The organism is Pseudomonas sp. 2hn (assembly GCF_019646095.1).
GTDB lineage: Bacteria > Pseudomonadota > Gammaproteobacteria > Pseudomonadales > Pseudomonadaceae > Aquipseudomonas > Aquipseudomonas peradeniyensis.
Window position 1 is genome coordinate 5,637,961 of record NZ_CP081016.1, and the last position, 12,552, is coordinate 5,650,512.

Below are 12,552 nucleotides of genomic sequence, written 5' to 3' on the forward strand. Positions count from 1 at the left end.
AGGGCGAAAATAGCGGATAATGGCACGCCCCGATATGCAGCAAATCTGCCGTAGATGTGCCATTTAAGGGCATCATGGGCTTGGCTTGACTTCACCTGGTCTTTCCGATTGACTGAGGTTGCAAGCCCCCCTTGATTGATATTTTTAACAACAAAGGTGTTGCATCATGTCGGTACCCCCGCGTGCCGTTCAGCTTAACGAAGCGAACGCGTTCCTTAAGGAACATCCTGAGGTTCTCTACGTTGACCTTCTGATTGCAGATATGAATGGTGTGGTGCGTGGCAAGCGCATCGAGCGCACCAGCCTCCACAAGGTTTACGAGAAAGGCATCAACCTGCCTGCCTCCCTCTTCGCCCTGGATATCAACGGTTCTACCGTCGAAAGCACCGGCCTTGGCCTGGACATCGGCGATGCCGACCGTATCTGCTACCCCATCCCCGGCACCCTCTCCAACGAACCCTGGCAGAAGCGCCCGACCGCGCAGCTGCTGATGACCATGCACGAACTCGAAGGCGAACCCTTCTTCGCCGACCCGCGCGAAGTACTGCGCCAGGTGGTGAGCAAGTTCACCGAGATGGGCCTGACCATCTGCGCCGCGTTCGAGCTGGAGTTCTACCTGATCGACCAGGAGAACGTGAACGGCCGTCCGCAGCCGCCGCGCTCGCCGATCTCGGGCAAGCGCCCGCAGTCGACCCAGGTCTACCTGATCGACGACCTCGACGAATACGCCGACTGCCTGCAGGACATCCTCGAAGGCGCGAAGGAGCAAGGCATCCCGGCCGACGCCATCGTCAAGGAAAGCGCCCCGGCGCAGTTCGAAGTCAACCTGCACCACGTCGCCGACCCGCTCAAGGCCTGTGACTACGCGGTGCTGCTCAAGCGCCTGATCAAGAACATCGCCTACGACCATGAAATGGACACCACGTTCATGGCCAAGCCCTACCCGGGCCAGGCAGGCAACGGCCTGCATGTACACATCTCCGTGCTGGACAAGGATGGCAACAACATCTTCACCAGCGAGGATCCCGAGCAGAACGCCGCGCTACGTCACGCTGTCGGCGGTGTGCTCGAGACCCTGCCCGCTTCGATGGCGTTCCTCTGCCCGAACGTCAACTCGTACCGCCGTTTCGGCGCGCAGTTCTACGTGCCGAACGCACCGAGCTGGGGCCTGGACAACCGCACCGTGGCCCTGCGCGTGCCGACCGGCTCGGCGGACGCCGTGCGCATCGAGCACCGGGTGGCCGGCGCCGACGCCAACCCGTACCTGATGATGGCCGCCGTGCTGGCCGGCGTGCACCACGGTCTGACCAACAAGATCGAACCGGGCGAGCCGATCGAAGGCAACTCGTACGAGCAGCTGGAGCAGAGCCTGCCGAACAACCTGCGCGATGCCCTGCGCGAGCTGGACGACAGCGAGATCCTCAACAAGTACATCGATCCGAAGTACATCGACATCTTCGTCGCGTGCAAGGAGAGCGAGCTGGAGGAGTTCGAGCATTCGATCTCCGACCTCGAGTACAACTGGTACCTGCATACCGTGTAAACGAAAACGCCGCCCACAAGGGCGGCGTTTTTGTTTGGCCCGCAGATACACCCATCCATGTGTAGGAGCGGCCTTGTGCCGCGAAAGGGGTGCGAAGCGCCCCCAAGATTTGTGCATCAATTCTGAAATTGCCGGGGCCGCTGCGCGGCCCTTTCGCGGCACAAGGCCGCTCCTACAAGGGCCGTATTTACTGTCAGAGCGGCTTCTCGAAGATCTTCGAATTGCGCTGGTAGTTGTACAGCGAAGCCCGCGCCGCCGGCAGCCGTTCCACGCCACTGGGCGCAAAGCCTCGCTCTCGGAACCAGTGCGCGGTCCGGGTCGTCAGCACGAACAGGGTATTGAGCCCCAGCTTGCGCGCCCGCTCCTCGATGCGCTCGAGCAGTTCGTCGCCACGCCCGCCATGCCGGTACTCCGGGTTCACTGCCAGGCACGCCAGCTCCCCGGCCTCGGAGTCGGCAATCGGGTACAGCGCCGCGCAGGCGATGATCATGCCCTCGCGCTCGACCACGCTGAACTGCTCGATCTCCCGCTCCAGCACCTCGCGCGAACGGCGCACCAGGATGCCCTGCTCTTCCAGCGGGCTGATCAGCTCCAGCAGGCCGCCCACATCCTCGATGGTCGCCTCGCGCACCACTTCGAACTGCTCCTGGGACACCAACGTACCGCCACCGCCACGGGTGAACAGCTCGGTCAGCAGCGCACCGTCCTCGGCATAGCTGACGATATGGCTGCGCGCCACGCCGCCCTTGCAGGCCTCGGCGGCGGCGTCCAGCAGCTCGGCCTGGTAGTCGCTGCCCAGGCGCTGCAGGTGCGGGGCGATCTGCTGCGGCCGCAGCTCGCGCACCAGCTGGCCATGCGCGTCCAGCAGTCCCGGTTCGGCGCCGAACAGCAGCAGCTTGTCGGCGCCCAGCTCGATGGCGGCGCGGGTGGCCACGTCCTCGCAGGCGAGGTTGAAAATCTCGCCGGTCGGCGAATAGCCCAGCGGCGACAGCAGCACGATGGAGCGCTCGTCGAGCAGGCGGTTGATGCCCTTGCGGTCGACCCGGCGCACCTCGCCGGTGTGGTGGTAGTCGACCCCTTCGAGCACGCCGATCGGCCGTGCGGTGACCAGGTTGCCGGAGGCCACCCGCAAGCGCGAGCCCTGCATCGGCGAGGCCGCCATGTCCATCGACAGGCGCGCCTCGATGGCCAGGCGCAGGGCGCCGACCGCATCGATCACGCAATCGAGCGTCGCCGCGTCGGTAATGCGCATGCCGTGATGGTAGTGCGGGGTCAGGCCGCGCGCGGCCAGGCGGCTTTCGATCTGCGGGCGCGAGCCGTGGACCAGCACCAGGCGCACGCCAAGGCTGTGCAGCAGCACCAGGTCGTGGACGATGTTGCCGAAGTTCGGGTGTTCGACGCCGTCACCGGGGAGCATGACCACGAAGGTGCAGTCGCGGTGGGCGTTGATGTAGGGAGACGCATGACGCAGCCAGTTGACGTAATCGGGCATGACAAGGCCTGTGGATAAGTGAACGGAGAACGAAAAGGCGCACAACGTTCGAAAGTCATCGTCGGAACAGGCTTGCGGTCACACGCGGTCTCCTCTGCTCAGGGAAAGATCAATGGCTCAGGCAATAGTGCCGGATCAGGTCACGCAATAGACGCACGGTAGGCTCGATTCGTGACATTTCAAGGTATTCGCCGGGCTGGTGGGCACAGGCGATGTCCCCCGGGCCGAGCACGATGGTCTGGCAACCGAGCTGCTGAAGATAAGGCGCTTCGGTGCCGAAGGCCACCGCTTCGGCGCGGTGGCCGGTCAGGCGTTCGGCCAGGCGCACCAGTTCGCTGTCGGCGTTCTGCTCGAACGGCGGCACTTCGGGGAACAGCGGCGCATAGTCGATACGCACGTCGTGGCGCTCGGCCAGTGGCGCGATCCTGCCGCGGATCGCCGCGCGCAGCTGCTCGACATCCATGCCCGGCAGCGGGCGCAGGTCGAATTCCAGGGTGCACTGGCCACAGATGCGGTTGGGGTTGTCGCCGCCATGGATGCAGCCGAAGTTCAGGGTTGGCGTCGGCACCGTGAACTGCGGGTTGCGGTACTGCTCCTGCCAGGTGCGACGCAGGCCCATGAGCTCGCCCATCACCGCGTGCATGGCTTCCATGGCACTGCGGCCCAGGCTCGGATCCGACGAATGGCCACTGCGCCCGAGGATATCGATGCGGTCCATGAGGATGCCCTTGTGCATCCTGATCGGCTTGAGCCCGGTGGGTTCGCCGATCACCGCCGCCCGTCCGAGCGGCTGGCCGGCCTCGGCCAGGGCGCGGGCGCCGGACATCGAGCTTTCCTCGTCGCAGGTGGCGAGGATCAGCAGCGGTTGCTTGAAATCGTGCTCGAGCAGCGGGATGACCGCATCGATGACCAGGGCGAAGAAGCCCTTCATGTCGCAGCTACCCAGCCCGACCCAGCGGCCATCAACCTCGGTCAGCTTGAGCGGATCGCTGCTCCACAGTTGCGGGTCGTAGGGCACGGTATCGCTGTGCCCGGCCAGCACCAGGCCGCCCGGGCCGGTGCCGCGGCTGGCGAGAAGGTTGAACTTGCCGGGGCTGACCTGCTGGATCTCGCAGGTGAACCCCAGGTCGCCCAGCCAGCCGGCCAGCAGGTCGATGACCGCGCGGTTGGACTGGTCCAGCGCAGGCTGGGTGCAACTGACCGAGGGCGCGGCGATCAGGGCGGCGAACTGGTCTTTCAGCGACGGCAACGGCATGCGCGGACTCCTCGGAAGCGTGGCCCATCATAGCAACGCGAAAGCATCGCGGGGCAAGCCCGCTCCCACGAACAAGGATTCAGGCCGTAACTACGGTAGACTGCACGCCTACGACGCCCCTTCCCGAGCCCGCGATGCACAAAGAAACCGAACTCAAACTCCGCGCCAGCCGCGAGACCCTTGCCGCGCTGCGCGAGCACCCCCTGCTGAAGAAGCGCAACAAGTCTGGCTGGCAGACCCGCGAACTGCTCAACCAGTACTTCGACACCCCGGAGCGCGACCTGTCCGCCGCCCGCGTCGCCCTGCGCCTGCGCCGCGATGGCGAGGTCATCATCCAGACCCTCAAGTGCCGTGGCCAGAGCGTCGCCGGGCTGTCCGAGCGCAACGAGCACGAGTGGCACCTGGACAAGGTCAAGCTCGACCTGAAGAAGCTCGACGCCACCTGCTGGCCCGAGCAACTGGCCGAGCTGGACAAGAAGACCATCAAGCCGCTGTTCACCACCGACTTCACCCGCGAGTACGCCGAGATCGCTTGGGGCCGCGGCAAGGCGAAGGTAGTGATCGAGGCCGCGCTGGACCAAGGTTTCGTGATCGCAGGCAAGCGCAAGGAAGAAATCTGCGAGCTGGAGCTGGAACTGCGTGAAGGCACCCCTGAGGCGCTGCTGGAGCTGGCCGCCGAGTTGGCCGCCAGCCTGCCGCTGATGCCCTGCGACATCAGCAAGGCCGAGCGCGGCTACCGCCTGCTCGATCCGGACAGCTACGAGCTGGGCCTGCCGGTGACCGAACTGCAGGCCGAGATGCCGCTGGACGACGCCTATGCCGCCCTCGCCTGGCAACTGCTGGGCAGCAGCCAGCGCCTGGCCGAGCAGTATCGCCACAATGGCCACTGGCGCCTGCTGCAGGACTGGGTTCGCTGCCTGGCCGAACTGCGCGCCCTCACCGCCAGCCTTGGCCAGGCCGCGCCGCGCCCAACCACTCGCGCCCTGCGCGCCAGCCTCGACGCGCTGCTGGAAGACTGGCGCCCGCTGGTGCTGGCCGGCAACGATGACGAGGACATTCGCCGCGCCGCCCCCGAGCAGTTCGCCGAAGAGCTGGAAGACCCGCGTTGGGGCCAGTTCTCCCTGGAGACCGCGCGCTGGCTGAGCGCCCGCGCCTGGACCGCCGAGCGCAAGGGCCGTGGCGAGCGCCAGGGCAAGGCGCAGCTGGCCAGCTGGCTGCAGCACCTGCTGGGCGAGGAGTCCCGCGCCCTGAAGCTGCCGCTGTACGTGCAGCGCCCGGAAGACCTGGCCGAGCAGCTGCCACGCATCGAATGCGTGCAGACCTGGCTGCACCACGCCCGCCAGGTACTGGACCTGCCACAGCAGGACCGCCTCTACGGCGAGCTGAACAAGCTGCACGAGCTGGCCGAGCAGCCGCTGGTCGAAGAAGGCAAGGAAGAACTGCTCGAAGCCCGCATCGAGCAGGCCCGCGCCATCGAGCAGAACCGCGCCTGGAAGCACCTGCTCAAGGCCTGAGTCTGTACTGCCCGCTCCTGCACTGCGTGGGAGTGGGCTTGCCCCGCGATCGACGCTTCAGGGTCTCAACGGCAAGCTGGTGGTCGACTTGATCTCCGACAACGCCACGATCGAATTCACTTCCTGGATACCCGGCACGTTCGATAGCTTTTCGAAGAAGAACCGCTCGTAAGCCTCGATATCCGAGGTGACAATGCGCAGCAGGAAGTCCACCGCCCCCATCAGCACGTAGCATTCCAGCACTTCGGGAAAACCGCGGATCGCCTCGGTGAACTCGGCGAAGTTCGACCGCCCGTGGGCGTTGAGCTTCACTTCGGCAAAGATCTGCGTGTTCAGCCCCACCTTCTTGCGATCCAGCAGGGTCACCTGCCCACGGATCACGCCCTCCTCCTTCAAGCGCTGGATGCGCCGCCAGCACGGCGACTGCGACAGGCCCACACGCTCGGCGATCTGCGCGCTGGACAGTGACGCGTCCTCCTGCAGCAGTTCGAGGATCCGCCGATCATAGGCATCCAGTTCGCCATGCATCATCAATTCTCCAAAGTCTGACTTTGCGAATTGAATTATTCGCAAACAATACAAAATACTTAAATCATAGCGAAAAAATACCACCACCAACGTGCAAGAATTTCTCCACTTTCGCGGAGAAACGCCATGCACGCAGCCGAACACCCCAGGATCGACGCCTGGGCCGCCAACACCGCCCACAGCACTGTCCACTATCGCCTGCAGGCCGAGGCGGAACCGGACAGCCTGTGCCGCGTGCTCAACCTGTTCGCCCTGCAGTTCCTCACGCCGCACAGCGTGCGGGTCAACCAGTGCGATGACCTGCTGGACATGGAAATCGGCATCGGCGGCCTGAGCTGGCACCGCGCCGAAGTCATCGCGCAGAAGCTGCGCAACCTGGTCTGCGTGGCCGATGTCAGCCTGGAGTGCCGGCCACGCCTGGCGCAGGCCGCCTCGGCCTGATCGCGCTCCGGCAAGATTCCGAAACCCTTTATTCACCCGACCGGCGCGCCCTCTGGCTAGCCTTGCCAGCGTCATGGATCACCTGGCAGGGATATCGCCATGTTCGCCAACGCTAGCCAAGACCTGGACCTGAACCGGCTGCTCGACGCCTTGCTCGCCGAACAACGGATCGCCGCCTGCGACGCGCTCAAGGCGCTCGAGCGGGCCAGGCAGCACCCTGACGAACATCCCCTGGAGCTGATCGCCGAGCTGGCCCTGGCAGACCCGTTGCACCCTGGCCAGCGCCTGGGCCTCGATGCGCTCTGCCACTGGCTGGCCGACCAGGTAGGCCAGCCGTTCCTGCACATCGACCCGCTGCAGGTCGACCTGGCACAGGTCGCCAGCCTGATGTCCGCGGCCTTCGCCGAGCGTCACGGCATCCTCGCCGTGGCGCTGGATGACAGCAGCGTGACCGTGGCCAGCGCCCAACCCTATCGACGTGACTGGGAAGCCGACCTGAGCCAAGGCCTGGGCAAGCGCGTGCAACGGGTGCTGGCCAGTCCACGGCAGATTCGCCAGCTGACGCCCACCTTCTTCGGCCTGGCGCATTCGCTGCGCGGCGCCGGACAGCCCCCGGCAACCGGGCTCGGCGAGCTGGAGCAACTGCTGGAGTTGGGCGCCAGCCAGGCCCAGGCGGGCGCCGAGGATCAACATGTGGTGCGCATCGTCGACTGGATGCTGCAGTACGCCATCGAGCAGCGCGCCAGCGATATCCACCTGGAACCGCGCCGCGAACAGGGTCACCTGCGCCTGCGCATCGATGGCCTGCTGTACCCTGTCTACGCCTTCCCGGCGGGCGTCGCCCTGGCCATGGTCAGCCGCCTGAAGCACTTGGGCCGGATGAACGTGGCGGAGAAACGCCGGCCACAGGACGGTCGCCTGAAAAGCCGCCTGCCGGATGGCGCGCAGATCGAACTGCGCCTGTCCACGCTGCCCACGCCATTCGGCGAGAAGCTGGTGCTGCGCCTGTTCGATCCGCAGCTATGCCACGAAGCCCTCGAACACCTTGGCCTGGAGGCGCCCTTGCTGGCCCAGTGGAAAGCCCTGCTGCAGCGGCGCCAGGGCATCCTGCTGGTGACCGGCCCCACCGGTTCGGGCAAGACCAGCACCCTGTACGCCAGCCTGCGCCACCTGGCCACGCCCCAGGTCAACCTGTGCAGCATCGAAGACCCCATCGAGCGCCTGGAGCCGGCGATCAACCAGTTGCAGGTGCAACCCGGCCTGGGCCTGGGCTTCGCCGAAGGCGTGCGCGCCCTGCTGCGGCAAGACCCGGACATCATCATGATCGGCGAGATCCGCGATCAGGAAACCGCCCAGGTGGCGGTACAGGCGGCCTTGACCGGCCACCTGGTGCTGTCCACCCTGCACACCGACGATGCCTGCGCGGCGATCACCCGCCTGCAGGAGCTGAAGGTGGCCGACTACCTGATCAGGGCCACGTTGCTCGGGGTCATGGCCCAACGACTGGTGCGCACCCTATGTCCGGACTGTCATGGCGTGGAGCATGCCGATCGCCCCGCCTGCCAGACCTGCCGGGGCAGCGGCTTTCATGGCCGCACCGGGCTGTTCGAGCTGCTCCGGGTCGGCAGCGCGCTGCGCCAGCGCATCACCCCGGGCGCCGACCTGGAGGCGCTGCGCCAGCAGGCGGCCGCCGATGGCCTGCACGACCTGCGCCGCTGCGGGCGCCGGCTGGCCGAGCAACGGCTGACCTCCCTGGAGGAAGTGCTGCGGGTCTGTGGATAAGTAAGAAATCCCCTGTGTGGTCGGGAACTTGGCAGCGGTAAACCGGATCAAACCGGCATTCCGACAGCCCTCATCGACCGAGGTGATTCATCATGCGTTTCAAAACAGCCATCGCAGCCACCGTCCTCTGCTCGCTGCCCCTTGGCTCCGCCATGGCCGACACGTTCTGGCGCAACGTCATCTCCTCCGGTGCCACCACTGCCTCGACCTACCTGACCTTCAAGGACCACAAGCTGATCGTCGCCGCCCAGGACGACGCCGGCAGCTTCGTCGCCAGTGAAGGCGCCATCCGCGGTCCGTTCCTGGAAGCCGCGATCCGCCAGGTACGCGCGGACAACCCGGGCGTCCAGGCCAGCGACATGGAACTGGCCAACGCGATCCTGGCCAAGAACGCCGTGGCCGAATAAAACTCTACCCCTTGTAGGAGCGGCCTTGTGCCGCGAAAGGGCCGCAGAGCGGCCCCGGCGATCTTTGCGTCAACGCTGAAATCCTGGGGCCGCTCTGCGGCCCTTTCGCGGCACAAGGCCGCTCCTACATGGGAGCAAGGAACCCCTCTCAGCGATACGCCTCCACCGGCACGCACGCACAGAACAGATTCCTGTCCCCATACACGTTGTCGACCCGGTTCACCGCCGGCCAGTATTTATGCTGGCGCGCGTGAGCGCTGGGGGCGATGCCCTGCTCGATGCTGTATGGCCGGTCCCACGGCGCCAACACGTCGGCCAGGGTGTGCGGCGCGTGCTTGAGCGGATTGTCCTCGGCCGGCCAGTTGCCCTCCTGCACTTCGGCGATTTCCGCCCTGATCGCCAGCATCGCCTCGACGAAACGGTCCAGTTCGGCCTTCGACTCGCTCTCGGTGGGCTCGACCATCAGCGTGCCCGGCACCGGGAACGACATAGTCGGGGCATGGAAGCCGTAGTCCATCAGGCGCTTGGCCACATCTTCCTCGGTGATGCCGGTCAGCGCCTTGAGCGGCCGCAGGTCGAAGATGCACTCATGGGCCACCCGCTGGTTGCGGCCCCGGTAGAGCACCGGGAAGGCATCACGTAGCTGGCTGGCCAGGTAGTTGGCGGACAGGATCGCCACCTCGCTGGCGTCAGCCAGTTGCGGCCCCATCATGGCGATGTACATCCAGCTGATCGGCAGGATGCTGGCACTGCCCCAGGGCGCCGCGCTCACCGCGCTGTTGGTCGGCTCCAGCCCGGGCACCGGCACCACCGGATGGCTGGCGACGAACGGCTTGAGGTGGGCGCGGATGCCGATCGGGCCCATGCCCGGGCCACCGCCGCCATGGGGGATGCAGAAGGTCTTGTGCAGGTTCATGTGCGAGACGTCGGCACCGATGTCCGCTGGCCGTGCCAGCCCCACCTGGGCATTGAGGTTGGCGCCGTCCATGTACACCTGCCCTCCGTACTGGTGCACCACCTCGCAGATCTCACGGATCCCCTCCTCGTACACGCCGTGGGTGGAGGGGTAGGTCACCATCAGGCATGACAGCCGCTCGCCGGCGGCGTGGGCCTTGGCCTTGAGGTCGTCGAGATCGACGTTGCCGTCTTCGTCGCACTCGACGATCACCACCTCCATGCCGGCCATCTGCGCCGATGCCGGGTTGGTGCCATGGGCCGAGGACGGAATCAGGCACAAGGTGCGCCCGGGCTGGTGACGGCTGCGGTGGTAACGGGTGATGGCCATGAGCCCGGCGTATTCGCCCTGGGCGCCGGAGTTGGGCTGCATGCAGATGGCGTCGAAGCCGGTGATCGCGCACAACCAGCTTTCCAGCTCGTCGATCATCGCCTTGTAGCCTTGCACCTGGGCGGCCGGGGCAAAGGGATGCGGCTGGGCGAACTCCGGCCAGGTGATGGGGATCATCTCGCTGCTGGCGTTAAGCTTCATGGTGCACGAGCCCAGCGGGATCATCGACTGGTTCAGCGCCAGGTCCTTGTTCTCCAGCTGCTTGAGGTAGCGCAGCATCTCGGTTTCGCTGTGGTGCAGGTTGAACACCGCGTGCCCGAGGATCGGCGTACGCCGCACCAGCGCGCCGGGGATGCCTTCGGGCAGCACCTGCTGATCGAGCATGGCGATGTCCAGGCCATGATCGACGCCGAGGAAGATATCCAGCAGCTTGAGCACCGTGGCTTCGTTACAGGTTTCGTCCAGGCTCACCCCCAGATGCCCGCGCCCGAGGATGCGCAGGTTGATACGCGCGGCCTCGGCGCTCTCGATGATTGCCGCCTGGGTGCCGCCGACGTCCAGGGTCAGGGTGTCGAAGAAGTGCTGGTTGAGGCGCTTGATGCCCTTGGCTTCGAGGCCGGCGGCGAGGATGAAGGTCAGCCGGTGCACCCGCTGGGCGATGCGTTGCAGGCCTTCAGGGCCGTGGTAGACGGCGTAGAAGCCGGCGATGTTGGCCAGCAGCACCTGGGCCGTGCAGATATTGGAGTTGGCCTTCTCCCGACGAATGTGTTGCTCGCGGGTCTGCAGGGCCATGCGCAGCGCGGTGTTGCCGCGGGCATCGCGGGACACCCCGATGATGCGCCCGGGCATGGCCCGCTTGTAGTCGTCGCGGCAGGCAAAATAGGCCGCGTGCGGCCCGCCGTAGCCCATCGGCACGCCAAAACGCTGGGTCGAGCCGAGCACCACATCGGCCCCCAGTTCGCCCGGCGGCGTGAGCACCACCAGGCTGAGGATGTCGGCGGCGACGCAGGCCAGGGCCTGCTGGGCGTGCAACTGGTCGATCAGCGGGCGCAGGTCGCGCACCTCGCCATGGGTATCCGGGTACTGCAGCAACGCCCCGAACACCTTGTGCTTGGCCAGGTTATCCACAGAATCGATGATCAGCTCGAAACCGAAGCCCTCGGCACGGGTCTTGAGCACCGACAGGGTCTGCGGGTGGCAGTGTTCGTCGGCGAAGAAGGCGTTGCTCTTGCTGCGCGCCACGCGCTTGGCCAGGGCCATGGCCTCGGCGGCGGCGGTGGCCTCGTCGAGCAACGAGGCATTGGCCAGCGCCAAGCCGGTGAGGTCGATGACCATCTGCTGGTAGTTCAGCAGCGCCTCCAGCCGCCCCTGGGCGATCTCCGGCTGATAGGGCGTGTAGGCGGTGTACCAGCCGGGATTCTCCAGCACGTTGCGCAGGATGACGGTGGGGGTGATGGTCGCGTGATAGCCCATGCCGATCAGGCTGGTCCACAGCTGGTTCTGCGCGGCATGGCTCGCCAGCCTGGCCAGCGCGGCCTGCTCATCGAGGGCCGGCGGCAGGTCCAGCGGGCGGTTGAAGCGGATGCCCGGCGGTACCGTCTGCTCGATCAGTTCGCTGCGGCTGGCGACGCCGAGGACGTCGAGCATGGCCTGCTGCTCCTGGGCATCGGGTCCCAGGTGGCGACGCAGGAAAGGGTTGGGCTCTTGCAGTTGATGCAGGGATGGCGACTGGGACATGGCGACGATCTCTTCCTGGACCAGTTCTCAAGGGAGACTTACAAGTCTAGGAAGGATTGCCAAATGTGCGGGGATTATTGCATTTGCAGTGCAGGCCTCATCGCGGGGCAAGCCCGCTCCCACGATGTGTACCATGCGTGGGAGCGGGCTTGCCCCGCGATGAGGCCGGTATTGTCACTCGCCGATCAGGGCTGCGTAACCAGCGGCATCCAGCAGCTTTTCCAGCTCGGACTTGTCGCTCGGCTTCAGCTTGAAGATCCACGATTCGTAGGGCTCTTCGTTGAGCAGTTCCGGGCTGTCGGCCAGTTCTTCATTGACCGCGATCACCTCGCCGCCCACCGGCGCATAGATGTCCGAGGCAGCCTTGACCGACTCGACCACGCCAGCGGCGTCGCCGGCGGCGAACACCTTGCCGACTTCGGCCAGCTCGACGAACACCACGTCACCCAGTGCGGCCTGGGCGTGGTCGCTGATGCCCACGGTCACGGTGCCATCGGCTTCCAGGCGGGCCCATTCATGGCTTTCGGCATAACGCAGGTCGGCGGGGATTTGGCTCATTGTCTTGTAT

The 12,552-nt window shown here is 65.8% G+C and carries 10 protein-coding genes; 5 read left to right on the forward strand and 5 right to left on the reverse strand.

Features of this window, described 5'->3' with window-relative positions; all coding sequences use genetic code 11:
- Positions 1-166: 166 nt before the first annotated feature.
- Positions 167-1,543 (forward strand): glutamine synthetase family protein, encoded by a 1,377-nt coding sequence (locus K2O50_RS25420; RefSeq protein WP_050707432.1) that lies wholly within the window; start codon positions 167-169, stop codon positions 1,541-1,543.
- Positions 1,544-1,736: 193 nt separating this feature from the next.
- Here K2O50_RS25420 and argA read toward each other — a convergent pair whose 3' ends face one another.
- On the reverse strand, positions 1,737-3,035 hold the full coding sequence (gene argA / locus K2O50_RS25425) for an amino-acid N-acetyltransferase (protein WP_050707433.1): 1,299 nt from the start codon (positions 3,033-3,035) through the stop codon (positions 1,737-1,739).
- A gap of 109 nt (positions 3,036-3,144) precedes the next feature.
- Complete coding sequence (gene argE / locus K2O50_RS25430) at positions 3,145-4,290, reverse strand: acetylornithine deacetylase (protein ID WP_050707434.1); 1,146 nt, start codon at positions 4,288-4,290, stop codon at positions 3,145-3,147.
- 134 nt (positions 4,291-4,424) lie between these two features.
- On the opposite strand from argE, the gene K2O50_RS25435 reads away from it, so the two are divergent.
- Entirely contained in the window at positions 4,425-5,804 is a 1,380-nt protein-coding gene (locus K2O50_RS25435; RefSeq protein WP_050707435.1) for an inorganic triphosphatase, read from the forward strand.
- A 57-nt stretch (positions 5,805-5,861) separates the two neighbouring features.
- Here the strand turns inward: K2O50_RS25435 and K2O50_RS25440 are convergent, their stop codons facing one another.
- Positions 5,862-6,332 carry an Lrp/AsnC family transcriptional regulator gene (locus tag K2O50_RS25440; protein ID WP_050707492.1) on the reverse strand — a complete coding sequence of 157 codons (471 nt, stop codon included), beginning with the start codon at positions 6,330-6,332 and terminating at the stop codon, positions 5,862-5,864.
- A gap of 126 nt (positions 6,333-6,458) precedes the next feature.
- On the opposite strand from K2O50_RS25440, the gene K2O50_RS25445 reads away from it, so the two are divergent.
- The 3 genes from K2O50_RS25445 (at position 6,459) to K2O50_RS25455 (ending at position 8,962) form a co-directional block, all read left to right on the forward strand.
- A complete protein-coding gene (locus K2O50_RS25445) occupies positions 6,459-6,773 on the forward strand; it encodes a hypothetical protein (RefSeq protein ID WP_050707436.1) in 315 nt (104 codons plus the stop codon).
- Positions 6,774-6,872: 99 nt separating this feature from the next.
- A complete protein-coding gene (locus K2O50_RS25450; RefSeq protein WP_050707437.1) occupies positions 6,873-8,555 on the forward strand; it encodes a GspE/PulE family protein in 1,683 nt (560 codons plus the stop codon).
- Between the two features lie 92 nt (positions 8,556-8,647).
- Entirely contained in the window at positions 8,648-8,962 is a 315-nt protein-coding gene (locus K2O50_RS25455) for a DUF2388 domain-containing protein (protein WP_050707438.1), read from the forward strand.
- A gap of 148 nt (positions 8,963-9,110) precedes the next feature.
- Here K2O50_RS25455 and gcvP read toward each other — a convergent pair whose 3' ends face one another.
- A complete protein-coding gene (gene gcvP / locus K2O50_RS25460) occupies positions 9,111-11,984 on the reverse strand; it encodes an aminomethyl-transferring glycine dehydrogenase (protein WP_050707439.1) in 2,874 nt (957 codons plus the stop codon).
- Positions 11,985-12,158: 174 nt separating this feature from the next.
- Positions 12,159-12,542: a glycine cleavage system protein GcvH gene (gene gcvH / locus K2O50_RS25465; protein WP_050707440.1), complete on the reverse strand. Its 384-nt coding sequence runs from the start codon at positions 12,540-12,542 to the stop codon at positions 12,159-12,161.
- Positions 12,543-12,552 lie beyond the last annotated feature (10 nt).

What these genes read in the sequence shown, in the direction of transcription:
- K2O50_RS25420 (WP_050707432.1), top strand. Translation starts at nt 167, where the DNA reads ATGTCGGTACCCCCGCGTGCCGTTCAGCTTAACGAAGCGAACGCGTTC.
- argA (WP_050707433.1), bottom strand. Translation starts at nt 3,035, where the DNA reads ATGCCCGATTACGTCAACTGGCTGCGTCATGCGTCTCCCTACATCAAC.
- argE (WP_050707434.1), bottom strand. Translation starts at nt 4,290, where the DNA reads ATGCCGTTGCCGTCGCTGAAAGACCAGTTCGCCGCCCTGATCGCCGCG.
- K2O50_RS25435 (WP_050707435.1), top strand. Translation starts at nt 4,425, where the DNA reads ATGCACAAAGAAACCGAACTCAAACTCCGCGCCAGCCGCGAGACCCTT.
- K2O50_RS25440 (WP_050707492.1), bottom strand. Translation starts at nt 6,332, where the DNA reads ATGCATGGCGAACTGGATGCCTATGATCGGCGGATCCTCGAACTGCTG.
- K2O50_RS25445 (WP_050707436.1), top strand. Translation starts at nt 6,459, where the DNA reads ATGCACGCAGCCGAACACCCCAGGATCGACGCCTGGGCCGCCAACACC.
- K2O50_RS25450 (WP_050707437.1), top strand. Translation starts at nt 6,873, where the DNA reads ATGTTCGCCAACGCTAGCCAAGACCTGGACCTGAACCGGCTGCTCGAC.
- K2O50_RS25455 (WP_050707438.1), top strand. Translation starts at nt 8,648, where the DNA reads ATGCGTTTCAAAACAGCCATCGCAGCCACCGTCCTCTGCTCGCTGCCC.
- gcvP (WP_050707439.1), bottom strand. Translation starts at nt 11,984, where the DNA reads ATGTCCCAGTCGCCATCCCTGCATCAACTGCAAGAGCCCAACCCTTTC.
- gcvH (WP_050707440.1), bottom strand. Translation starts at nt 12,542, where the DNA reads ATGAGCCAAATCCCCGCCGACCTGCGTTATGCCGAAAGCCATGAATGG.